The following is a 21,463-nucleotide window of genomic DNA, read 5'->3' as shown; positions in this document are numbered from 1 at the left end:
GGGCGCTTACGGATTCCGTTCCGCCAGCTGCCGGCAGCGCGCCGCGGTAGCTTCGTCCATCGGGAAGCAGCACTCGATGTGCAGCTCTTCCAGCGTCACGTCGCGCGGCGTGCCGAAGGTGGTGATGGTGGAGAAGAAATGCAGCTGCTCGCCATCGCCCTGCAGCACGGTGGTCATCAGCGGCGACGGCGCGGAGGACAGGTCGCGCGTGCGCCAGCTCGCCGGCACGCCCGGGTAGGCGAGCACTTCGTCCAATAGCGCACGTGCTTTCGTGTCGGACGGCGCCGCCGCCACTTCATTGTGCAGGTGGCGCACGATGCTTTCGGCGATCTCTTCCCAGTTGACCACCGCCTGGCGGAAGTCCTCCGGATCGAACATCTGCCGCAGCATATTGGTGTGCTTGCTGGGCCGGCCGTGCATCACGTAGTCGCCCACCCGCTCGGCCGCGCGGTTGGCGCCGAGCACGTCCCAGTGGCGGTTGAGCAGGAAGGCCGGGTACGGCTCCTGCTGCTGCAGGATCGCGTCGATCGCCTTGCGGATCTGCGCCATCGCCGGCGTGGCCAGTTCGGTTTCCGGGTATTTCGCCGCGAAGCCCGCCGCCACCAGCAACGCGTTGCGCTCGCGCAGCGGCATGCCGAGGGTGTCCGCCAGGCGCGCCAGCATCTCGCGGCTGGCCTGGGACTTGCCGGTTTCCACGCAGCTCAGGTGGCGGGCGGAGATGCCCGCCTCCAGGGCCAGGTCGAGCTGGCTGAGACGGCGCGCGGCGCGCCATTCGCGTAGCAGTCCGCCTACGGCGGAAGCGGGTGCGGCCATCGGCAAGGGGGCGTGGGCTCGGTTCATGGGGCGCGAGCATACGGCGCGGTCCGTACCCAGACCAATGACCTGGCAGGTCATGCCGCCATGACCTGCCAGGTCATTGCCGCCATGCCGTCGCGAGCGAATCATCCGCTCCCATCAGCCGTCCCCTACGCACCCTCCGGAGAGCACCGACATGCATCGCAGACAGTTCCTGACCCTGGCCGCGGGTTCCCTGGCCGCAGGCGCGCTCGCCGCCTGCGCTCCCCGCGCCGCGCAGAAGGCCATCGCCGCCGGCGGTTCCGGCAGCGGCAGCCTCGACAGCGTCGCCGCCTTCAACGCCGCCCGCCGCTTTGCCAAGACGCCGTTCGGCGAGATCGCCTACGTCGACCGCGGCAACGGCCCCGCCGCGCTGTTCCTGCACGGCTTCCCGCTTAACAGCTACCAGTGGCGCGGCGCCATCGACCGCCTCTCGCCCTACCGCCGCTGCGTGGCGCCGGACTCCATGGGCCTGGGCTACACCCGCCCCGCGCCCGGCCAGAGCGTGACGCCGGCCGACCAGGTGCAGATGCTCGCCTACCTGCTCGACCAGCTGCATATCGGCACCGTCGACCTGATCGCCAACGACAGCGGCGGCGCCGTCGCCCAGCTGTTCATGACCACGCACCCGGAGCGCGTGCGCACCGTGCTGCTGACCAACTGCGACGTGGAACCGGACAGCCCGCCGCCCGCCGTGCTGCCCGTGCTGGAAGCCGCGCGCCGCGGCAAGTTCGCTGACGAATGGCTGGTGCCCAACGTGCTCGACAAGAACTTCGCCCGCTCGCCGAAGGGCCTGGGCGGCGCCACCTTCACCTACCCGGCGCGCATGGCCGACGAAACCTTCGACATGTACCTCGGCCCGATCGTGGCCACGCCGCAGCGCAAGGCCTTGGCCGATGCTTACGCGCTGGGCCTGGATCCGAACCCGCTGGCCGGCGTCGAACCGCTGCTCAAGAAGAGCACCATCCCCACCCGCATCATCTGGGGCACCGGCGACACCATCTTCAAAGGCTCCGACCCGGACTACCTCGACAAGACATTGGGCAACTCCAAGGGTGTGCGCAGGATCGAAGGCGCAAACCTGTTCTTTCCCGAGGAATTCCCCAACGTGATCGCGGAAGAAGCGAAGAAGCTGTGGGGCATTGCCTGACCCCGGCCTGCGCGAACACCTACACGCCGCCATAGCAACCGGCGGCGTACGCTGACCGAATGACTACGCCCCGCGAACAGCTTCAGGCCATGCTCGATGGCATCGCGCAGCAGGTCCCGCACCTGCTGCGCGACACCGGTGACCGCGACGAATTCTGGAGCGCGTTCGCCACGCTTACCGATCCACCCTTGGCCGCGGCCGGGCCGGAGGATTTCGATTGGGTGAGTGCGAGGATTACGGAGATGCTGGAGGCGTGCGGGGTGACGCCGCCGGAGGCTTGAAGTACCGAAGGGCAGAATCTTTCAATTCAACCGCGATGCGTCATGGTGTTATCAACCGATCCACCGGCTTTTCCAAAAAATAGCGCGTCGCCAAACCCTTTTCGAAAGTGATCGAGAGTTGATCTTCAGGATGGCTCACGAAGTTCAACGTCAGCATTGTATTTGTGCCGCTGACTGAAACGACCTTCATCGCATTGATATATTCGGACGCCGCAAACAGCCTCCCTCCTGGCAACGTCACTTCACTGACACCTGTAAATTCCAGCCGGTAAACCAGGTCCCAATACGGCCCGAGAATCTCCATGACCATATCGTTAGGAAACTCTCTTCCTTGCCCTTGCAAGCCAAAGAAAGTATCCAGGCTGACGATGCAGCTGTCATAAACAGTGTCGTGCTGAGGTTCCATTCCGATGTACGCCGGCAGTGCGGCAAGCTCCTCGAGCGTTAATACTTCGCCGGGCAGGCGCCGACTCAACGCCGGCTTTTCGCGCGCCTCGCTCAATGCCATCGATGTCCCCTTTTCAATTTTCATCCATGCCAAGGCGCCGCGCGCTGCGTCAGAAACCCCGCATTCCACGCCCGCTCGAACTCAACCCTGGTCATCTTCCGCGCCACGAACTCCGGATCGGCATCGATTTCATCCAGCGACGGCACCGGCTTGTCATCCACCCGCGTATCGCCCTCCGCAAACCGCGCACTGGCCAGCGCTACCCGCCCATCCGCAAACCGTTCCAGCTTGCGGCGCGCGCAACCATCCGGCCCGACCTCGATCAGGATCTCGACGGGATAGCCGAGCCCCACGCCCTTCGATAAGACTCTGATGTATTCCACAAGGAACCACCTCCGCTTTCGGACAAGCCTCCCCACTCGCCTCAAACCGGCGAACCGCTCCCTTGATACTGCTCCAGATGCCTCCGATGCAACGACCTCACCGAAGCAATGCAAACCACCGCATGCGGAATCGAACGCAGATAGAGCAGCCAGTTCTCGTCATCGCACTTGTAGAACCAGTTGCCCGCGTCGCCGCCCCAGCGGGCGGCATCGGTGCGTTCCTGCAATGACAGCATCACGGCGCGAGCCTTGCCGGGCACGTCGAAGGTGACCCCGTAGCCGAGGTCGTCGCCGAACTTGAGGGATGGGTCGTCGAACAGGATCCTGAGGTGATCCTTCAGCTCATCGACGGTTTCGATGCGCATACCGTGAAACTCCTTTTCAGCGGTGGCCGCGTCTTGCGGTCGGGGAATTTTACCGGGGCGTGCAGGCGGGCCGCGTGACCGGGACCCCACTATCCGGCGGCAAGGTCCGCCGGGCGAAAAAGCATGCGCCCGCTGTCCGCCGGGCTGTCCGGACAAGCCTGTCCACCTGTCCGCGGACAACCGCCCCGCGCCATGGCACTTTGAAGAAATGGCTCAACGGCGCGGCCTGCGAGCCATCGGAGCGGTTGGCACGCGCCTTGCCATATCTACCTTGCAAGACCAACCAAGCACGCAAGACCAACCACGCAAGGAGAGATGTCATGAAAGTCGAAAGCCTGATGCTGAAGGGTTTCTTCGCCGCCGGTCTGCTGGTCTGCGTCCTGGTGCTGGGCGGCATGCTGACCACGCGCGCCTCGGCCCCGGAATCGGTCGCCAGCACCGCCGCTGTTGCCGCTCACCGCTGATCCGGAACCACGAGCATGTACAGCCTTGTCCACGCCAGCGCAGGGTTTTCGCGATGGCTCGGGCAGGACGCGCTGGAGCAAGTCCAACGAAGCCTCCGTCACGCCGCTGTTGCCCTTGCTGGTGGAAGAAAGCTTTTCTGTGGGGATGCGATGACCAGCCTGGTGAGCATCCGCCCATAAAAAAAGGGCCCGCATCGCGCAGGCCCTTCGAACGTCACTCAGTGGATCTCGGTGTAACTCACCGGCAACCACTTGTAACCCTTGCCGTCCGCCGCGACATGCCCGATGCCCGGGAACGAGATATGGGCGCCGGCCACCAGATAGCCATTCTTCGCCGCATCGGCCAGGATGCGCTCGCGCACCTTCTCCGCATTCGCGCCGTCGCTGTCGAACTTGATCGACACCTCCGGATGCGCGAACTGCACCGTCTGCACGTGCAGCGTGTCGCCCCACACCAGCAGCTTCTGGCCCTTGCTCTCGACCGCATAGCCGGTATGGCCCGGCGTGTGGCCGTTGAGGCTGATCGAGCGGATGCCCGGCACCAGCTCCCCGTCGGCGGCGATCGGCTTGAAATGGCCGGCCTTGACGTAGGGATCCAGCGCCTTCTGCGCGCCCTCGAAGAACTCGTGCGCTTCGGCCGGCGCTTTCTCTTCCTGCGCCTTGCTCAGCCAGAAATCCGCATCGGCCTTGCCGGCGCGCACGGTGGCATTGGGGAACGCCGCCTTGCCATCGGCCACCAGGCCGCCGATATGGTCGGGGTGCATATGGGTGATGTAGATCTCGTCGATCTGCTCGGGCGTGTAGCCGGCGGCCTTGATGCGCGCGGCCAGCTTGCCCAGGTCGCTGCCCATGGAGGTGCCGGCGCCGGTGTCGATCAGTACCAGCTTGCTGCCGGTGTTGACCAGAAAACCGTTGAAGCTCCATTCGTACGACGGCGTCTGGTCGGCCGCCTTCAGCGACTGCTGCACGGTCGAAGCCTTGGCCTGGTCCAGCAGCTGGTTGACGTCCATCGCGTGGGTGCCGTCGGACAGCGCGGTCACTTCGAAGTCGCCCAGCATCATGCGGTAGTAGCCCGGTGCGCTGGTCCTGGCCATCGGCGCCGCGGCATGCGCGGGCGCCAGGGCGAGCGCGCTGCCGAGCACGATGGCGGCGGACAGGGCGGTGCGGGCGAAAGTGGAACTGATGCTCATCGTTCGTTCCTGATCGTGAGGGGATGAAGCCGGCCGGCGGCAGCACGCCGCCAATCGGTGGTTGCCACATGGGCATGGTTGGGCGCGCTTCAACTCCCCTGGCGCCATCCATCCGTCCAAGCCGTGTTCGAACGCACGGCGGCCATCTGTTCTTGCGATCGGCGCGGCGCCCGATTCGTGCATGCAAGATGGCGTCCGCTGTCCGGCTCGTTGTCCGGACACAGCCGTCCGCCTGTCCGCGGACAACCTCCGCCCGCCACGACGTTTTCAAGAAATGGCTCAACGGCGCGGCCTGCGAGCCATCTCCGTGGTTGGCACGACCCTTGCCATCTATACCTCGAAAGCCTCGAACACCCACCTCAAGGAGAGATGTCATGAAAGCCGAAACCCTGCTGCTCAAGAGCTTCTTCGCCGCCGGCCTGCTGGTTTGCGCCCTGGTCCTGGGCAACATGCTGACCACCCACGCCGCCGCTCCGCAGGCGATCGCCGCCACCGCCGTGGCCGCCGCCCACCGCTAAGCAGTTGCCGCTTCATTCGCATCAAGGAGAGTCGTCATGAAATTCGAAAACATCATGCTGCATGGTTTCTTCGCCGCCGGTCTGCTGGTCTGCGCCCTGGTCCTGGGCGGCATGCTGACCACGCATGCGTCGGCGCCCGAATCGGTTGCGACCACCGCCGTCGCCGCCAGCCGCTGAGCGGTACGCGTTCGAAAGCAGTACGGCGCGCTTAAACCCATTCGCGCCGCCGGGCATCCGACCGGGAGTCTCCCGCTCGCCAGGTGCCCCGATGAATGGCTCGCCGAAGTTGCACAAGCAGAAGGATGGCCGCGCGGGATGGCGGCTGATGTGGGCGATGCTCGCCCTGCTCGCCGCCTTTCCCGCCCTCGCCGATTGCGATGCCTGCGCCGCCACGGCCCGGCGCTTCGCGGTGGACCAGCACTTCAATGGCGTAATCCTGGTGGGCCACGGTTCGCAGGTGGATTACGCCGAGAGCTTCGGCGTCGCCGACGCCGCCACGCGGCAGCCGCTCACCGCCGACACGCCGTTCGAGACCGGCTCGATCTCCAAGTGGATCGCCTCGATCGTGGTCATGCGGCTGGTGCAGCAAGGCGAGCTGGCCCTGGACGAGCCGATCTCCACTTACCTGCCGGACTATCGCCGCGACAACGGCGACCAGCTCACCCTGCGCGAACTGATCAGCCACGCCAGCGGCGTACCGAACGAGATCGACGAAGCGATCAAGCGCGATCCGGCCACGCGCGATCTGTCACTAAGCAATGCCGAAGCCGTGCGACGTTTCGCCAGCGGCGACCTGCGCTTCGTCCCCGGCACCGACTGGGACTACTCACACTCCAACTGGCTGCTGGTCAAAGCCGTGATCGAGCAGGCCACCGGCCGCGACTACGCTTCGCTGGTGGACGGCTATCTGGTCCAACCGCTCGCGCTGCGCCACAGCGGCATCTACCGCGGCAGCTCGTCCGCTGTGCGAGGCATGGCGCTGGGCTACCGGCAACTGGCGCCGCAGGTGTTGCCGGTGGACAAACCCCTGCCCGACTTCATGGTGCTGGCCGGCGGCTTTTACGCCAGCGCCAACGACCTGTTCGTGCTGATGGACGGCCTGTTCGGCGGCCGGCTGCTGTCGCCGGAAAGCACGCGCACGCTGATGAGCGTGGAACGCCCGCTGCAGAACTACGCCCTGGGCGGACGCACCCGGACCCTGCCCTTTGATGGCACCGACCATCCCGTGGCCTGGGAATACGGCTCCAACGGCGCCTTCCGCGTGCTGGCCTGGCGCACGCTGGACGACGGCCACAGCGTGATCGTGATGAACAACACCAGCTTCGATCACCTGAAGCTCGGCGAGCTGGCCACGGCCCTGATGGAAGCCAGCTACCGCGAGCAGCGATTGTCCCGTCCAAAAAAATAGCCGTGGCAGACTCGGATCTCCCCTGCCCAGCGAGGAGAGTCCGTGAAGCCGTCGTACCGTTCCCGCCTTCGTTCCCCTTGGCGCCACGCCGCCCTCGCGCTCAGCCTGATGCTGGCCGGCCACGCCGCCGCCATGGATGCCGCCCAGGCCGACCAGCGTGCCGCGGCCCTGGTCGCGCGCATGACGCTGGAGGAGAAGATCGCGCAGCTGCAGAGCTCGGCGCCGGCCATTCCGCGCCTGGGCGTACCGGCTTACGACTGGTGGAGCGAAGGCCTGCACGGCACGGCCCGCGCCGGCTATGCCACGGTGTTTCCGCAGGCGATCGGGCTGGCGGCGAGCTGGAACGCGCCGCTGCTGCACGCGGTGGGCGACGTGGTGTCCACCGAAGCGCGCGCGAAGTACAACCTGGCCGGGCGCGGCGATCATCCGCGCTATCACGGGCTGAGCATCTGGTCACCGAACATCAATATCTTCCGCGACCCGCGCTGGGGCCGCGGCCAGGAAACCTATGGCGAGGATCCCTTCCTCACCGGCACCCTGGCCACGCAGTTCGTGCGCGGCATCCAGGGCGACGACCCGGCGCAATTGAAGGCCGCCGCCACGCCCAAGCATTTCGCGGTGCACAGCGGGCCGGAGAAAGGCCGGCACGGTTTCGACTCGCGCACCTCGCCGCACGATCTGGAAGACACCTATCTGCCGGCGTTCCGCATGGCGGTGACGCAAGGACAGGCCGCCTCGGTGATGTGCGCCTACAACGCGCTGGAAGGCACGCCCGCCTGCGCCTCGCCGCTGCTGCTGCAGGAACGCCTGCGCCGCGACTGGCGCTTTGCCGGTTATGTGGTGTCCGACTGCGATGCGGTGGACGACATGACCCAGTTCCATCGCTACAAGCCGGATAACGCCGGCTCCTCCGCGGCAGCCGTTGCCGCCGGCACCGATCTCGACTGCGGCATCGCTTACGCCGCGCTGGGCGAGGCGGTGCGCAAGGGCCAGGTGAGCGAAGCCACGCTCGACCGGGCCGCGCGCCGCCTGTTCGCGGCGCGCTACCGCATGGGCATGCTCGACGATGCCGGCGGCCCTTATGCGGCGCTGGGCGCGCAGGACATCAACTCTCCGGCGCACCGTGCGCTGGCCCTGCAGGCCGCGCGCGAATCGATCGTGCTGCTGAAGAACGAGCGCGCCACCTTGCCGCTGAAGAGCACGGCGCGCATCGCGGTGATCGGCCCGAACGCCGATGCCTTGAACATCCTCGAAGCGAACTATCACGGCACCGCGGTCGATCCGGTGACGCCGCTGGCCGGCCTGCGCAAGCGCTTCGGCGAAGCGCAGGTGAGCTACGCCCAGGGCGCGACGCTGGCGCAGGGCGTGTCCGTGCCGGTGCCGTCCACCGCGCTGCGCACGGGCGGCAAGGAGGCCGCGCCCGGCTTGCGCGGCGAGTATTTCGCCAACACCGATTTCAGTGGCAAGCCAGCGCTGGTCCGCACCGACCGCCGCATCGATTTCGACTGGGACGAAGTGGCCCCGGCGAAGCAGCTCGACCCCGCCCGCTACGCCGTGCGCTGGACCGGCGAACTGCTGCCGCCCGGCCCCGGCGACTACAACCTCAACCTGCACATCGACCGCTGCTTCGACTGCAAAGGCCACGATCCGGTGCGCCTGTACGTGGACGGCAAGCTGGTGCTGGACGACCACGGCAAGGACTACGACCTCAACCTGCCCCTGCATTTCGCCGACACGCGCCCGCGTCCGCTGAAACTGGAACTGCGCCACACCGGCGAGGACCAGGGCATCCGCCTGCAATGGAGCGCGCCGGCCGAGGCGCAGTTGCGCGAGGCGAAGGAAGCGATCGCCAAGGCAGATGCGGTGGTGGCCGTGGTCGGCCTGTCGCCGGATGTCGAAGGCGAGGAATTGCAGGTCAGCGTGCCGGGCTTCGCCGGCGGCGACCGCACCGACCTGTCCCTGCCGGCCACGCAGCAGCGCCTGCTGGAAACCGCCGCCGCCAGCGGCAAGCCCTTGGTGGTGGTGCTGACCAGCGGCAGCGCGGTGGCCCTGAACTGGGCGAAGCAGCATGCGGACGCCATCGTGGTCGCCTGGTATCCCGGCGAGGAAGGCGGCACCGCCATCGCAGACGTGCTGGCCGGCGGCTACAACCCGGCGGGACGTCTGCCGGTGACGTTCTATGCGTCGGCCGACGATCTGCCGAAGTTCGACGATTACCGCATGGAAGGAAGGACGTATCGCTATTTCCGCGGCACACCGCTGTTCGCGTTCGGCGATGGCTTGAGCTACACGCGGTTTGCGTATGAGGCGCCGAAGTTGTCGGCCAGGAGCTTGAAGGCGGGTAACAAGCTTGGGGTGGACGTGCAGGTGCGCAATGCCGGCGAACGGGATGGCGATGAGGTGGTGCAGGTGTATTTGAGTTCGAAGGCCGCGGGGGCGGCGCGGCATAGTCTGGTGGGTTTCCAGCGGGTGGCGTTAAAGGCCGGCGAGTCGAAGCTCGTGCATTTCGAGATCGATGCGCGGCAGTTGAGTACGGTGGATGCGCAGGGGGAGCGGAAGGTGGTGGCTGGCACGTACCAGCTGTTTGCGGGTGGGCGGCAGCCGGCTGGTGAAGCTGGTAGTGAATTTGTGATTGAAGGGACGGAAGCGTTGCCGCACTAGTAGAGCCGCATCGTGAAACTCTTCTCCCCTCCGGGGAGAAGATGCCGGCAGGCAGATGAGGGGCGGGTGCTCGCGGTGGCGTTGCGACGAAGAGAAGAAAAGCTTTTGGGCTTTCTCGACCGTCAGCCAATCGCTCCGCCCGGCCCCTCACCCCGGCCCTCTCCCCGGAGGGGAGAGGGGGATGTAGGGCGGGGCGATAATCGAACGAAGAGCCTGCGGCGCAGCCGCGGCGTTCCGCTTGTGCGCTTTGGCTCTTGATCTTGCTCTTGATCCACCGGGTCCCCTTGGCGCCGGCGGTGAGGGCTGGACGATCAGGCCCCGAAGGGGGCGGGGACACGATGTCCCCGCCTTTTTGATCAGGGCATGGATGCCCTGTCAAAAAGCCCGGCCAGCCCTCACGGACCCTCAGCAGCGCAGCTGCTGAGGGCGCCAAGCAGGGTGCCCTCTCTTTTTGGTTACTTTTTCTCTGGGCACGCAGAGAAAAAGTAACTCGGGCCGCGGCAGCGGCACGAAACACTCGCCAAAGGCGAGACAACCAACCGCAATGCGACAACCAGGCGATACCGCCGGACGACGAAGCGCGCACTCAGCCCAGCGCCGTCTCCGCCGGCCGAAAGCCAGCCCACTCCACGCGGTTGCGTCCACGGTGCTTGGCCCGGTACAGCGCCGCATCGGCAGCGGTGATCAACCCATTGAAATCCAGTCCGCTGCCGCCGGCCACGCCGACACTCGTAGTGACGGGAATACGCAGCTCACCGTGCAGGGCCGGCAAGGCAGCCACACGCGAACGCACCTCCTCCGCCGCGACAATGGCCTGCGCGGCATCGATGCCCGGCAGCACCAGCAGGAATTCCTCGCCGCCGTAGCGGCCCAGCAGCGCCCCATCCGGCAACTGCACGGCGTGCACGATCTTGACGAAATGGCGCAGCACTTCATCGCCGGCGTCATGCCCCCAGCTGTCGTTGACCGACTTGAAGCGATCCAGGTCCAGCAGCAGCACGGACGACGTACACCCCTGCGCGCGGCAAGTCTCCACCGCCTGGCGGGCATCCTCGATCACCGCATTGCGGTTGCGCAGGCCGGTCAGGCCGTCGGTGCGCGCCATGCTGCGCAGGTCCAGGGTGAGGCGTTCGGCCAGCATCAGGGTGAAACCGGTGCTGACCAGGAAGGTGCAGAAGATGGCGAACAGGTAATTGGCGGTGATCAGCTGCGTGGCCAGCAGCACCTGCGAGGTGGTGGCCGGCGCCACCATCACGATCGAGCGCATGGCGTAGAACACCGCATCCGAACCGAACACCAGCGCGGTGAACACGCAGCTCACGCGCAGGTCGCACGGCGAGCGGCGCAGCAGCACCCAGATCATCCACGCATCCCACACCACGCTCCGGGCGCCGAATGCCAGCGCCTCCACGCGCTGCCCCGGCGACGCCAGCAGGAACCCGATCTGCATGGCCAGGAACAGGCCCGACAGCAGCAGGGGCCAGCGCCAGCGCAGCGGATAGCGCACGTGCACGGCGATGCCCATCAGCATCGCCGCGTTGGCGATGGCGATCAGCACGTTGCCGACGATGGCGGACAGGAAGGTCTCGCGCTCGTCCAGGCCCTGCGCCAGGCCGGCCAGGGTGATGATCCAGAACGCCGCCGCCCAGATACGCAGCGCCGGCAGCCCGCGCAGCACCAGGCCCAGCAGGGTGAAACTCAGGGAAATGGTCGCCCCGACGGCGAGTCCGATGACGCCGAGCGTGAAAAGATCCAGATGCATCGCACACCCCCGCGCCGTACCGGCGCCCCCAAAAGTGCAGACGCCCGCATTATTGCCCAGGGCGCGGCGGCACGGGTGCAGGCTTACAGCAGGCGCGTCATGAACACGCTGTTGGGATCGTCGACGTAACTGTCGAACGGTCCGCAGAAATCGAAGCCGAAGCTGGCGTACAGCCGGCGTGCCGGCTCGAACGCCGCCATCGAGCCGGTTTCCAGGCTCAGCCGCCGGTACGAGCGCGCGGCGGCCAGGTCCAGCAGATGGCGCAGCATGGCCGCCGCCACGCCGCGGCAGCGGTGCGCGTTGGCGGTGCGCATGGATTTGATCTCGCCGTGGGCGGCGTCCAGTTGCTTGAGCGCGCCGCAGCCGAGCAGGTCCTCGCCGTCCCACACGGTCCAGAAGCTCAGCTCCGGCCGGCGCAGGCCGTCCAGGTCCAGGGCGTGGATGCTTTCCGGCGGCGAGTGGCGCGCCATGTCGCGCAGGTGTTCCTGCAGCAGGCTGATGATGCGGTGGTCGGTGAGGTCGCGGTCGAGGCGGATGTCCATGGCACGGCAACAGTGAGGGTCGTTGCGATCTTAGCGCCGGCATGGCTCCGGCTTGACGCTGCCGCGACGCTGCGGCAGTTTTCCGCGGGTTTTCCCGCTGCGAGAGACCGCCGTGCCACGTTCCGCCAGCGCTTCCCTGCTCCGCACCGCGCGCCGCGGCCTGCTCCTGCTGCCGCTGGCCTGGCTGGCCGCCTGCGCGCCGCTGCCGGCGCGCAATCCGATGGCCACCTGGGTGCCCTCGCCGAATCACGATATCCGCCGGCCGGTGGTGATCGTGCTGCACTTCACCGACCAGCACTCGGTGCAGCAGAGCCTGGACACCCTGCGCACCGCCAACAGCGGCGGCCCGGTGAGCGCGCATTACCTGATCGGCGCGGACGGCCATATCTACCAGCTGGTGGCGGACGAGCAGCGCGCCTGGCATGCGGGACCGGGGCGCTGGGGCACCATCACCGACCTCAATTCCGCCTCGATCGGCATCGAGCTGGACAACGACGGCCACACGCCGTTCGCGCAGCCGCAGATCGACAGCCTGCTGCGCCTGCTGGCGGATCTCACCTCGCGCCTGCGCATTCCGCGCACGCAGGTGATCGGGCACGAAGACCTGGCGCCGGGGCGCAAGGACGATCCCGGTCCGCTGTTTCCGTGGAACCGGCTGGCCGATGCCGGTTATGGCTTATGGCCGCAGGGGCCGCTGGTGGATCCACCGGCGGGCTTCGATCCGTGGATGGCGCTGGGGCTGGTCGGCTATGCGCTGGATAACCGGGCGGCGGCGGTGCGGTCGTTTCATCATCACTTTCGGGGGATGGATGGCGACACGCTCGACAGTGACGACTTGCGTGTGCTGTATGCACTGACGAAGCAATTGGGCGCGATTGCTGCGCCATAGATCGTTGCGCCGTCAAATCCACGCCGGACTCCAACGAAGCCGTCATTCCGGCGCAGGCCGGACGAGCGCGCAGCGCGAAGAACTCCCGCAGGGCGGCCCCGAAGGGGTGAGCGAAGCGAATCATCCAGTAGCGACCACGTCTGGTTTTGGCGGAAGAGCATTCAGCTCTTTAATCCGCACGCGAACATCGGGCGATATCGCCACTGGATTCCGGCCTGCGCCGGAATGACGGCTTTGGTATGTCGTGGCTTACCGGAAGCTCAGCTTCCACGCTCGCTGCTGATTTCCGCCCCCTCGCGCATCGCCTTCGTCACCGGCGTATTCGCCACGATTTCCAGCAAACGCTTCCACTGCTCGTCGCTCAGCGGCTGATCCGAATGCAGCACGCGCAGGATATGCAGCTTGCCTTCGTCGTCGCGCGTCAGGCTCAGCTCCGCGCGGAACTCGCCCAGGTTCCAGCCCTTGCGCTGCGCGTACATGCGTAGCGTGATCGCGGTGCAGGCGGCCAGGGCGGACAGATACAGATCGAACGGCGCGGGCGCCGCGCCCTGCCCGCCCAAGGCCTTCGGCTCGTCGGTATCCAGCGCGTAATGGCCGGCCTGGATGTGGTGCAGGTAGTCGGTGCCGGTGGAGACGATGGAGGCGGAGGCGACACGGCTCATGCAAGTTCCTCGTAGGTTGGGGTGAGCCGCAGGCGACTGCGAAGGCAGGATGCCGTAGCGAACATCCGCGTAGCGGATGGCCCGAGGGGCTGGCTGCTGATGCAGCCAGTAACCCCAACGATGCGCTGCGCCCGGACTTTGCGATGTTGGGGTTCGCCTGCGGCTCACCCCAACCTACGACATTCGCACCGATCAGGCGATGCCCAATCCCGCGATGCCGGTGATGGCGCGGCCATCGAAGCCGGCCAGGTCGGCGAAGTGGCGGCCGCGCTCGGCGTAGTCGTGGAACTGGTCGAAGCTCGGCGCGCCGGGCGACAGCAGGATGCAACCGCCGGCGGGCGTGAGCTTGCGCGCTGCGGCTACCGCGGCGTCGAGGTTGGCGGCTTCCACCAGGGTGGTTGCCACCTTCGCCTCGCGCAGCGCCGCGGCGATGCGCGGGCCGTTCGCGCCGCTGCATACGATGGCGTGCGGCGGGTGCGCCAGTTCCTCGGCGACGAAGTCCGACCAGTCCAGGCCGCGGTCGTGGCCGCCGGCCAGCACGGTGACCGCGCGGCCGTGCAGGCTTTCCAGCGCGGCCAGCGTGGCCAGCGGCGTGGTGCTGATCGAATCGTTGACCCACAGCACGCCGTCGCGCTCGCCCAGCGGCTGCAGGCGGTGCGGCAGCGGCACGAAGCTGGCGAGGGCGGGCGCGGCGGCGACGGCGTCGTAGCCCATCGCTTCCAGCGCGGCGAGCGCGGCGCAGGCGTTGAGCGCGTTGTGCGCGCCAGGAGCGGCGAGGCGCTTCGCTTCGAAAATGTCGGCGTTGCCGCGGCGGATAAAGCCGTTCGCCACATGCCAGCCCTGCGCCTCGCCGAACAGCAGGCGTGCGCGATGGCCGGCGGTCTTTTCCAGCAGCGAGGCTTGCAGCGCATTCACCAGCAGGTGCTGCGAGACGTCGGCGAGCTTGAGCTTGTCGGCGACGTAGCGTTCGCGCGAGCCGTGCCAGTCGAGATGTTCCTCGTACAGGCTGGTGATCACGCCCAGCGCCAGCGGACCGGCTTCGCCGGTCTGGAAGCTGGACAGCTCGATCGCCCACAGCTCGGCGGACTGGCCGAGCAGTTCCAGCAGCGGCATGCCGATATTGCCGGCCAGCGCGGTACGCACGCCCAGCGCACGCGAAAGGTGCGCGAGCAGCGCGGTGGTGGTGCTCTTGCCCTTGGTGCCGGTGACGGCGACGACCTTGGCCTGCGGATTCTCGCCGAACCACAGCGCTGTACCCGAGGTGAGGCGCAGGCCGGCCTCCTGCGCGGCGAGCAGCGCGGGCTTGTAGGCCGAGACGCCGGGCGACTTCACCACGACGTCGAACGCGGCGAGATCGATCGCATCGGGCTCGCGGCCATGCACCGTAAGCGCCGCATCGAACGCCTGCGCACCGGCCACTTCCGCCTCGCCGCAGAACAGCGTCAGCGTCAATGCCGGCAGGCGCTGGCGCAGCGCCGCGATGGCGGCGCGCCCCTCGCGGCCGAAGCCCCAGATGGCGACGCGCCGGCCGGCCAGTTCAGCGATGCGCATGCGCGGCGCTCAGGCGAAGAAGTCGAGCGCGCCGCGCAGGCGGGCGGGAATGCGCTGTTCCGGCGAAGCCCGCAGCCACGGCTCCAGCGCCAGCGCGGAGACGTCGAGCTGCGGCAGGATCTCGCCGCGGAAACGCGCGACCAGCGCGTCTTCCTGCCACTCCGGCCGCTGGCTCAGCGCATACATGGCGGCGCGCGCCTCGGCGCCTTCGCCCACGCATTCGAACGGCTTGTGGTCCTGGTATTCCAGCAGCGCGTCGAAGCCGGCGGCCTGGCTGTCGTCGTCCAGCAGGTTGCGGCCGAAGATCTGCAGCAGGCGCGGCTTGGGCAGGAACGGCGCCAGCGCCAGGAACACGAAATGGCATTTCGGGCACTGCCCGCACCAGCGGTCCGCCGGCTTGGGACCGAGGATGCGGAAGTTGCGGTTGCAGCTGGAGAACACGTCGAAATACGGCGTGAGCTTGGCGAACGCGCGCGTCACCGCAAGCTCCGAGTACGGGCGCAGCAGCGAGAAGTAATCGAGATCCGCCGCCACCTGCGCGTGCAGCCAGTCGCCCAGCAACTGCTCGAACGCATAGCCCTTGCTCCACTGGTGATTCACCTGCTGGCCTTCGTATTCCAGCGTGGCGGCCGATGCCGAGCGCTCGTTGGCGAAGGCGATGCTGTCGTAGCCGTAGAGAATGGCCGCCAGCGCCAGGATCGCCGAGTTCACCGCGGTCACCGGGATATGCCCGTTCCACGCGCCCAGGCGATTGAGGTCGAACAACTGCGGCGCCAGCTCGCGCTGGATATTGAGCGTGGGCAGCCCGGTGCGCGCCGCGCAGGCGGCGATCAGTTCCGAATTGCCCACCCACACCGCGGTCGCTTCGCCGCCGGCGGATTTGATCGCTTCCACCGCCACCAGCGAATCCTTGCCGCCGCCGATCGGCACCAGGGTGCGCGCGGGCAGCTTCAAGGCGGGAGCGGCCGCCTGCGTGGCGGCGCCACGCGGGAAAGCGATGCGGCCGCGCAGGTCCAGCCCGTTGCGGTAGGCGAATTCGGCCAGCCCGTGCAGGTACAGCGCGTCGAGCAGATCGGCCGTGGCGTCGTCCAGCGGACCGCCGGCCACTTCGATGCGCGGCGGTACGCCGGCCTTGTAGTAGCTGACGCCCGCGACCAGGTGCAGCAGCTTGAGCGCGCGCTCGAAGGCGGCGGCATGCGCAGGCGGCACGGCGGGCGCATGGGGGAAGCGCACGCGCTCGACCAGTTCCTCGCCGTTGTCGAAGGCATAGGCCAGCTCGGCCACGCCGTCGGCATAGCCGCAGCGGACGAAGCGGAAGACCTGGGTGAGGCGGGGTTGGATGGGGGTGGTCACTATCAGTGGCTCCGATTTGTCACCTTGCCTGATTGCCCTGACGGCAAGGTGGCTGAATTCTCGTTGTGCAGCGACGCCTATGGCTTGCCGCGACCTGCCCCCTCTCCCCTCCGGGGAGAGGGTTGGGGTGAGGGGCCGGGGCTGGCCAAAGCCTCCCATAGAACCTCAAGGACGCTTTCCGGATTCGCCAAGACGTCATTGTTCCAGAAACGCAGCACCCGGTAGCCCATGGCTTGCAGTTCCAAGGTGCGGCGCTCGTCGTAGATCACCTGGTCCGCATGCTGGCCGCCGTCGAGCTCGACGATCTGCCACGCATCCATGCAAACGAAATCGACGATATAGCTCCCGACCTGATGCTGGCGGCGGAACTTCCATCCTTGCAGGTGCCTGGCGCGCAATTGGCGCCAGAGTGCCCGCTCGGCGTCGGTTTGTTTCTGGCGAAGGTTGCGCGCCCTGTCTATGTTTAAGCGCTTCATCCTTGAACGCTCTGTCGGTGAAGTAGTGGCGAGCCCCGGCCCCTCACCCCGCCCTCTCCCCGGAGGGGAGAGGGAGAAGTGTGGGAGCGAGGGGCTTTTAGTCGAGGATCACTTCCTCGGCCTCATCCCGCATGTTGTACGGCGACGACATCACCTTCCCGTACGCGCCGGCCTGGGCCACCAGCACCACGTCGCCTTCCTGCGCTTCCGGCAGGCGGCGGTCGGTGCCCAGGACGTCGCCGCTTTCGCAGATCGGGCCGACCACCTGGAACAGGCCGGTGGCCGGTTCGTCCAGGCGGCTGAGGTTGACGATCTCGTGCCAGGCTTCGTACAGCGCGGGGCGGATCAGGCTGTTCATGCCGGTGTCCACGCCCAGGTAGCGCCAGGCGCCCTTGCCCTTCTGCTGGGTGACGCGGGCCAGCAGCACGCCGGCGTCGGCCACCAGGTAGCGGCCGGGCTCCATCCACAGCTGGTAGTGCGGATAGGCGGCCTTTACGCCGCGCAGCACGCGGTCCAGCGCGGCGATGTCCAGCCGCGCCTCGCCGGGATGCGAAGGCACGCCGAGGCCGCCGCCGATATCCAGGAAGGCCACGCTGCCGATGCGCTCGGCCAGGCTGGCCAGCTGGCCGTAGACCTCGCCCCAGTGGCCCTCGTCGAGGATGCCCGAGCCCAGGTGGGCATGCAGGCCACGCACGATCACGCCGTGGGTGTCGGCCAGGCGCAGGAACTGGTCGACCAGTTCCACCGGCAGGCCGAACTTGCTGCCGCTGCCGCCGGTACGCACCTTCTCGTGGTGGCCCAGGCCGCGGCCCAGGTCCACGCGCAGCACGATTTCGCGGCCGCGGAAAAGCTCGCCCCAGTGCTCCAGCTGGTACAGCGCATCCAGCGAGATGGTGGCGCGCGTGCCCAAGGCCCACTCGTAGTCGGCGCGCGGGGCGAAGTTGGGCGTGAACAGCAGCGGCGCCGATGCGGGCACGGCGGCCATCACCGCCTTCATCTCGCCGGGCGACACGCATTCGAAACCGAAGCCTTCCTCCGCCAGCGCCCTGAGGATGGCCGGATGGGTGTTGGCTTTCACCGCGTAGTGCAGGCGGTCGACCGCGCCCAGCGATTTCAGCTCGCGCGCCTGCTGGCGCACGGTGGGCAGGTGGTAGACGTAGCGCGGCGTGCGTTCGGCGCCGAGCTTGAGCAGGCGCTCGCGCTCCGCCGTGCGCCACCACGAGGCCGCCGGGGCCGGCGCTTCGCCACTGCCGTACAGCGCCTGCCAGCTGGGGCCGAACAGCGCGCTGTCGTCGGTGCGCAGCGCGCCGGCGGCGATCAGCAGCTCGTGCAGGTGCGGCAGCAGGTCGTCCACCACGTTCTCGTCCACCACGAAGGTGAGGTTGAGATTGTTGGACGACTGCGAGATCAGGTGCACGCGGATCTGGCCGAACTCCGCCAGCACACCGGACAGCGTATGCAGCATGGAGCGCATGCCGCGGCCGACCAGGGTGATCGCCGCGCAAGGCGCGATCACCTTCACCCGGCACACCTTGGCCAGGTCGCTGGCCAGGGCCGCGATGGCGTCGGAGTCGAGCAGGTTCTCGGTGGGGTCCAGCGACACGGTGACGTTGGTCTCGGCCGAACCGATCAGGTCCACCGACAGGCCGTGCTGCTTGAACTGCGCGAACACGTCGGCGAGGAAGCCGACCTGCTGCCACATGCCCACCGATTCCATCGACACCAGGGTGATGCCCTTGCGCGCGCTGATCGCCTTGACGCTGGGCGCGTGCTCGCGCACCTCGGGGCCGATCACGGTGCCTTCCAGCTCGGGCCGGTTGGTGTCCTTGATCAGCATCGGCACGCGCGGCTCGCGCAGCGGCGAGAGACAACGCGGATGCAGCACCTTGGCGCCGGTGGAGGCGATTTCCTGGGCCTCTTCGTAATCCAGCCGCTGCAGCAGGCGCGCACCCGGCACCTGGCGCGGGTTGGCGGTGAACATGCCGGCCACGTCGGTCCAGATCTCCACGCGCTGCGCCTTCAGCAGCGCGCCGAAGTACGAGGCCGAGGTATCCGAGCCGCCGCGGCCGAGCAGCACGGTGCGGCCCTGCGCCTCGCGGGCGATGAAGCCCTGCGTGATGAAGACCTCGCCCAGTTCCGCCAGGCGCGCATTGAGCGCGGGATCCGGACGCGCCTCGACCATCGCCGAGAGCAGCTTGGTGCGTTCGTTCTGGTTCGGCAGCGCGACGGCGGCGAGGCAGTCGCGCGCATCTAGCCACTGCGTCGGCAGCCCCGAATGGGTGAGGAACGCGGCGCCCAGCGCGCTGGACATCAGCTCGCCATGCGCCTGCACCAGCGCGGCCCAGGCCAGCTCGCCCATGGCGCCCGGACCTTCCTCGGCGAGTTTCGCCAGGTCGGACAGGCGCTGTGCGAGCGTTGCCGGAACCGCCAGCTGCATGTGATCGAGCAGGTCGTAGTGACGCTGTGCGATCGCCCGTGCAGCCTCGACCCGTTTGCCTTGGTGTTCCTGGGCGCACATCTGTTTGAGTGCGTCGGTGATGCCGGTGAGCGCGGACACGACCACCAGCACGCGGGCGCCTTCGGCGCGGCGGCTGGCAACCAGCTCACGGATGTTCTGCCAGCGCGGCAGGGTGGCGACACTGGTGCCGCCGAACTTCATCACGATCCAGGATGCGTCGGCAGGAAGCGACGCGGGGCTTTGCGGGTTCACGGGTACCTTCGGTGGCGTGGTGGGGAAAGCAATTACGGGAGTGTTGCGCTGCACCAGGGGGAAAAGCAATGGGATGCAGGGCTAGATTGCGGGCCGGACGCGGGCGTATGTGCGGCGCGGCGGCGTAGGTTGGGGTGAGCCGCAGGCGAACCCCAACGGACGTCCAGACGTCCAGATGCGCTCTGTTGGGGTTCGCCTATGGCTCACCCCAACCTACGGAGCGGATCAGGCCACGACGACGGGAATCTTGCCGATCCGCGCCTGCCATTCCTTCGGGCCGGTCTGGTGCACCGAGGTGCCGGCCGAGTCGACGGCCACGGTCACCGGCATGTCCTTTACGTCGAACTCGTAGATCGCTTCCATGCCGAGGTCGGCGAAGCCCACCACGCGCGAGGACTTGATCGCCTTCGACACCAGATACGCCGCGCCGCCCACTGCCATCAGGTACACCGACTGGTGCTTCTTGATCGCCTCTATCGCCGCCGGGCCGCGCTCGGCCTTGCCGACCATGCCCAGCAGGCCGGTCTGCGCCAGCACCTGCTCGGTGAACTTGTCCATGCGGGTAGCGGTGGTGGGGCCGGCGGGGCCGACCACTTCGTCGCGCACCGGATCGACCGGGCCGACGTAGTAGATGAAGCGGCCGTGGAAATCCACCGGCAGCGGCTCGCCCTTGTTGAGCATGTCGACCATGCGCTTGTGCGCGGCATCGCGGCCGGTGAGCAGCTTGCCGTTGAGCAGCAGCACTTCGCCGGGCTTCCAGCTGGCCACTTCCTCGCGGGTGACCGTGTCGAGATTGACGCGGCGGCCCTTCGACGAGTCGTAGGTGAGCTTGGGCCAGTGCTCCAGCGACGGCGCCTCGAGCATCACCGGGCCGGAACCGTCCAGGGTGAAGTGCGCGTGGCGCGTGGCGGCGCAGTTGGGGATCATCGCCACCGGCAGGTTGGCGGCGTGGGTCGGGTAGTCCTTGATCTTGATGTCGAGCACGGTGGTGAGGCCGCCCAGGCCCTGCGCGCCGATGCCCAGCGCGTTGACCTTCTCGTACAGCTCCAGGCGCAGTTCCTCGATGCGGTTCCGCGGGCCGCGCGCGATCAGCTCCTGGATGTCGATGTGCTCCATCAGCGATTCCTTCGCCAGCAGCATGGCCTTCTCGGCGGTGCCGCCGATGCCGATGCCCAGCATGCCCGGCGGGCACCAGCCGGCGCCCATGGTCGGCACGGTCTTGAGCACCCAGTCGACGATGGAGTCGGACGGATTGAGCATGGCGAACTTCGACTTCGCCTCCGAACCGCCGCCCTTGGCCGCCACGATCACCTCGACGGTGTCGCCCGGCACGATCGAGACATTGATCACCGCCGGCGTGTTGTCCCTGGTGTTGAGGCGCTTGCCGGCCGGGTCGGCGAGCACGCTGGCGCGCAGCTTGTTGTCCGGATGGTTGTAGGCGCGGCGCACGCCTTCGTTGACCATGTCCTCCAGCGACATGGTGGCGTCCCAGCGCACGTTCATGCCCACCTTCAGGAAGACCGTGACGATGCCGGTGTCCTGGCACAACGGGCGATGGCCTTCGGCGGCCATGCGCGAGTTGATCAGGATCTGCGCCATCGCATCGCGCGCCGCCGGCGATTCCTCGCGCTCGTAGGCCTGGGCCAGGTTGGTGATGTAGTCGACCGGGTGGTAGTAGCTGATGTACTGCAGGGCGTCGGCGACGGACTGGATCAGATCGTCTTGCTTGATGGTGGTCATGGCGGCTGCTTGGGATGCGGGAGGGGAAACTGCCGCGATGCGGTTTTCGCGGCGCACAACCCGGCTATTGTGCCGC

General features: G+C 67.5%; 21 protein-coding genes. 8 read left to right on the top strand and 13 right to left on the bottom strand.

Annotated elements, in window-relative coordinates; translation table 11 throughout:
- Positions 1-6: 6 nt before the first annotated feature.
- Entirely contained in the window at positions 7-840 is an 834-nt protein-coding gene (locus FHW84_RS13785; protein WP_167256441.1) for a helix-turn-helix transcriptional regulator, read from the bottom strand.
- Positions 841-991: 151 nt separating this feature from the next.
- Here FHW84_RS13785 and FHW84_RS13780 point away from each other — a divergent pair, with 151 nt between their 5' ends.
- A complete protein-coding gene (locus tag FHW84_RS13780; protein ID WP_167256439.1) occupies positions 992-1,984 on the top strand; it encodes an alpha/beta hydrolase in 993 nt (330 codons plus the stop codon).
- An 89-nt stretch (positions 1,985-2,073) separates the two neighbouring features.
- A complete protein-coding gene (locus FHW84_RS13775) occupies positions 2,074-2,265 on the top strand; it encodes a hypothetical protein (protein WP_167256436.1) in 192 nt (63 codons plus the stop codon).
- Positions 2,266-2,305: 40 nt separating this feature from the next.
- On the opposite strand, the gene FHW84_RS13770 is transcribed toward FHW84_RS13775, so the two are convergent.
- Genes FHW84_RS13770 through FHW84_RS13760 form a run of 3 tightly spaced genes read right to left on the bottom strand, consistent with a single transcriptional unit; the run spans position 2,306 to position 3,461 of the window.
- A complete protein-coding gene (locus tag FHW84_RS13770; protein ID WP_167256434.1) occupies positions 2,306-2,797 on the bottom strand; it encodes a hypothetical protein in 492 nt (163 codons plus the stop codon).
- A complete protein-coding gene (locus tag FHW84_RS13765; protein ID WP_167256432.1) occupies positions 2,794-3,096 on the bottom strand; it encodes a hypothetical protein in 303 nt (100 codons plus the stop codon). The genes FHW84_RS13770 and FHW84_RS13765 overlap by 4 nt, the downstream gene beginning before the upstream one ends.
- A gap of 41 nt (positions 3,097-3,137) precedes the next feature.
- Complete coding sequence (locus FHW84_RS13760; RefSeq protein WP_167256430.1) at positions 3,138-3,461, bottom strand: hypothetical protein; 324 nt, start codon at positions 3,459-3,461, stop codon at positions 3,138-3,140.
- Positions 3,462-3,781: 320 nt separating this feature from the next.
- Here FHW84_RS13760 and FHW84_RS13755 point away from each other — a divergent pair, with 320 nt between their 5' ends.
- Positions 3,782-3,925, top strand: coding sequence for a hypothetical protein (locus FHW84_RS13755; protein ID WP_167256428.1), 144 nt, complete (start codon positions 3,782-3,784; stop codon positions 3,923-3,925).
- A gap of 218 nt (positions 3,926-4,143) precedes the next feature.
- Here FHW84_RS13755 and FHW84_RS13750 read toward each other — a convergent pair whose 3' ends face one another.
- On the bottom strand, positions 4,144-5,115 hold the full coding sequence (locus FHW84_RS13750; protein WP_167256426.1) for an MBL fold metallo-hydrolase: 972 nt from the start codon (positions 5,113-5,115) through the stop codon (positions 4,144-4,146).
- 374 nt (positions 5,116-5,489) lie between these two features.
- On the opposite strand from FHW84_RS13750, the gene FHW84_RS13745 reads away from it, so the two are divergent.
- The 4 genes from FHW84_RS13745 to FHW84_RS13730 all read left to right on the top strand — a co-directional run bounded on the left by FHW84_RS13745 (position 5,490) and on the right by FHW84_RS13730 (position 9,702).
- Positions 5,490-5,633 (top strand): hypothetical protein, encoded by a 144-nt coding sequence (locus FHW84_RS13745; RefSeq protein ID WP_167256425.1) that lies wholly within the window; start codon positions 5,490-5,492, stop codon positions 5,631-5,633.
- Positions 5,634-5,669: 36 nt separating this feature from the next.
- Positions 5,670-5,810, top strand: a complete 141-nt coding sequence (locus FHW84_RS13740) for a hypothetical protein (RefSeq protein WP_167256424.1) — start codon at positions 5,670-5,672, stop codon at positions 5,808-5,810.
- Between the two features lie 91 nt (positions 5,811-5,901).
- On the top strand, positions 5,902-7,041 hold the full coding sequence (locus FHW84_RS13735) for a serine hydrolase domain-containing protein (protein WP_208399791.1): 1,140 nt from the start codon (positions 5,902-5,904) through the stop codon (positions 7,039-7,041).
- Between the two features lie 108 nt (positions 7,042-7,149).
- Positions 7,150-9,702, top strand: coding sequence for a glycoside hydrolase family 3 C-terminal domain-containing protein (locus tag FHW84_RS13730; protein ID WP_167256777.1), 2,553 nt, complete (start codon positions 7,150-7,152; stop codon positions 9,700-9,702).
- 586 nt (positions 9,703-10,288) lie between these two features.
- On the opposite strand, the gene FHW84_RS13725 is transcribed toward FHW84_RS13730, so the two are convergent.
- Entirely contained in the window at positions 10,289-11,464 is a 1,176-nt protein-coding gene (locus FHW84_RS13725) for a GGDEF domain-containing protein (RefSeq protein ID WP_167256422.1), read from the bottom strand.
- Between the two features lie 83 nt (positions 11,465-11,547).
- The gene (locus FHW84_RS13720; RefSeq protein ID WP_167256420.1) at positions 11,548-12,006 is read right to left on the bottom strand and encodes a GNAT family N-acetyltransferase; all 459 of its coding nucleotides are present in this window, start codon (positions 12,004-12,006) and stop codon (positions 11,548-11,550) included.
- A gap of 136 nt (positions 12,007-12,142) precedes the next feature.
- Between FHW84_RS13720 and FHW84_RS13715 the strand changes: the two genes are divergently transcribed.
- Positions 12,143-12,895 (top strand): N-acetylmuramoyl-L-alanine amidase, encoded by a 753-nt coding sequence (locus FHW84_RS13715; protein ID WP_243868126.1) that lies wholly within the window; start codon positions 12,143-12,145, stop codon positions 12,893-12,895.
- A gap of 260 nt (positions 12,896-13,155) precedes the next feature.
- On the opposite strand, the gene FHW84_RS13710 is transcribed toward FHW84_RS13715, so the two are convergent.
- From FHW84_RS13710 to FHW84_RS13685, 6 genes are all read right to left on the bottom strand, one after another.
- A complete protein-coding gene (locus FHW84_RS13710) occupies positions 13,156-13,557 on the bottom strand; it encodes an OsmC family protein (RefSeq protein ID WP_167256418.1) in 402 nt (133 codons plus the stop codon).
- 192 nt (positions 13,558-13,749) lie between these two features.
- Positions 13,750-15,108: a UDP-N-acetylmuramoyl-L-alanine--D-glutamate ligase gene (gene murD / locus FHW84_RS13705; RefSeq protein WP_167256416.1), complete on the bottom strand. Its 1,359-nt coding sequence runs from the start codon at positions 15,106-15,108 to the stop codon at positions 13,750-13,752.
- A 9-nt stretch (positions 15,109-15,117) separates the two neighbouring features.
- Complete coding sequence (murL, locus tag FHW84_RS13700; protein WP_167256414.1) at positions 15,118-16,461, bottom strand: UDP-N-acetyl-alpha-D-muramoyl-L-alanyl-L-glutamate epimerase; 1,344 nt, start codon at positions 16,459-16,461, stop codon at positions 15,118-15,120.
- A gap of 77 nt (positions 16,462-16,538) precedes the next feature.
- Positions 16,539-16,937, bottom strand: coding sequence for an endonuclease domain-containing protein (locus FHW84_RS13695; protein ID WP_167256412.1), 399 nt, complete (start codon positions 16,935-16,937; stop codon positions 16,539-16,541).
- Between the two features lie 97 nt (positions 16,938-17,034).
- Entirely contained in the window at positions 17,035-19,647 is a 2,613-nt protein-coding gene (locus FHW84_RS13690) for a bifunctional aspartate kinase/diaminopimelate decarboxylase (RefSeq protein ID WP_343203603.1), read from the bottom strand.
- A 225-nt stretch (positions 19,648-19,872) separates the two neighbouring features.
- Positions 19,873-21,387 (bottom strand): fumarate hydratase, encoded by a 1,515-nt coding sequence (locus tag FHW84_RS13685; protein WP_167256410.1) that lies wholly within the window; start codon positions 21,385-21,387, stop codon positions 19,873-19,875.
- Between the last annotated feature and the right edge of the window lie 76 nt (positions 21,388-21,463).

This window comes from Dyella sp. SG562, from assembly GCF_011759495.1.
In the GTDB taxonomy this organism is placed as follows: domain Bacteria; phylum Pseudomonadota; class Gammaproteobacteria; order Xanthomonadales; family Rhodanobacteraceae; genus Dyella_D; species Dyella_D marensis.
Note: the sequence above shows the minus strand (reverse complement) of the source record. Positions and strands in the feature narration are given on the sequence as shown.

Coding starts and splice junctions, on each gene's coding strand:
- FHW84_RS13785 (WP_167256441.1), bottom strand. CDS start 840: ATGAACCGAGCCCACGCCCCCTTGCCGATGGCCGCACCCGCTTCCGCC.
- FHW84_RS13720 (WP_167256420.1), bottom strand. CDS start 12,006: ATGGACATCCGCCTCGACCGCGACCTCACCGACCACCGCATCATCAGC.
- FHW84_RS13780 (WP_167256439.1), top strand. CDS start 992: ATGCATCGCAGACAGTTCCTGACCCTGGCCGCGGGTTCCCTGGCCGCA.
- FHW84_RS13730 (WP_167256777.1), top strand. CDS start 7,150: ATGCTGGCCGGCCACGCCGCCGCCATGGATGCCGCCCAGGCCGACCAG.
- FHW84_RS13755 (WP_167256428.1), top strand. CDS start 3,782: ATGAAAGTCGAAAGCCTGATGCTGAAGGGTTTCTTCGCCGCCGGTCTG.
- FHW84_RS13750 (WP_167256426.1), bottom strand. CDS start 5,115: ATGAGCATCAGTTCCACTTTCGCCCGCACCGCCCTGTCCGCCGCCATC.
- FHW84_RS13770 (WP_167256434.1), bottom strand. CDS start 2,797: ATGAAAATTGAAAAGGGGACATCGATGGCATTGAGCGAGGCGCGCGAA.
- FHW84_RS13735 (WP_208399791.1), top strand. CDS start 5,902: ATGAATGGCTCGCCGAAGTTGCACAAGCAGAAGGATGGCCGCGCGGGA.
- FHW84_RS13695 (WP_167256412.1), bottom strand. CDS start 16,937: ATGAAGCGCTTAAACATAGACAGGGCGCGCAACCTTCGCCAGAAACAA.
- murD (WP_167256416.1), bottom strand. CDS start 15,108: ATGCGCATCGCTGAACTGGCCGGCCGGCGCGTCGCCATCTGGGGCTTC.
- FHW84_RS13745 (WP_167256425.1), top strand. CDS start 5,490: ATGAAAGCCGAAACCCTGCTGCTCAAGAGCTTCTTCGCCGCCGGCCTG.
- FHW84_RS13740 (WP_167256424.1), top strand. CDS start 5,670: ATGAAATTCGAAAACATCATGCTGCATGGTTTCTTCGCCGCCGGTCTG.
- FHW84_RS13710 (WP_167256418.1), bottom strand. CDS start 13,557: ATGAGCCGTGTCGCCTCCGCCTCCATCGTCTCCACCGGCACCGACTAC.
- FHW84_RS13760 (WP_167256430.1), bottom strand. CDS start 3,461: ATGCGCATCGAAACCGTCGATGAGCTGAAGGATCACCTCAGGATCCTG.
- FHW84_RS13685 (WP_167256410.1), bottom strand. CDS start 21,387: ATGACCACCATCAAGCAAGACGATCTGATCCAGTCCGTCGCCGACGCC.
- FHW84_RS13725 (WP_167256422.1), bottom strand. CDS start 11,464: ATGCATCTGGATCTTTTCACGCTCGGCGTCATCGGACTCGCCGTCGGG.
- FHW84_RS13775 (WP_167256436.1), top strand. CDS start 2,074: ATGCTCGATGGCATCGCGCAGCAGGTCCCGCACCTGCTGCGCGACACC.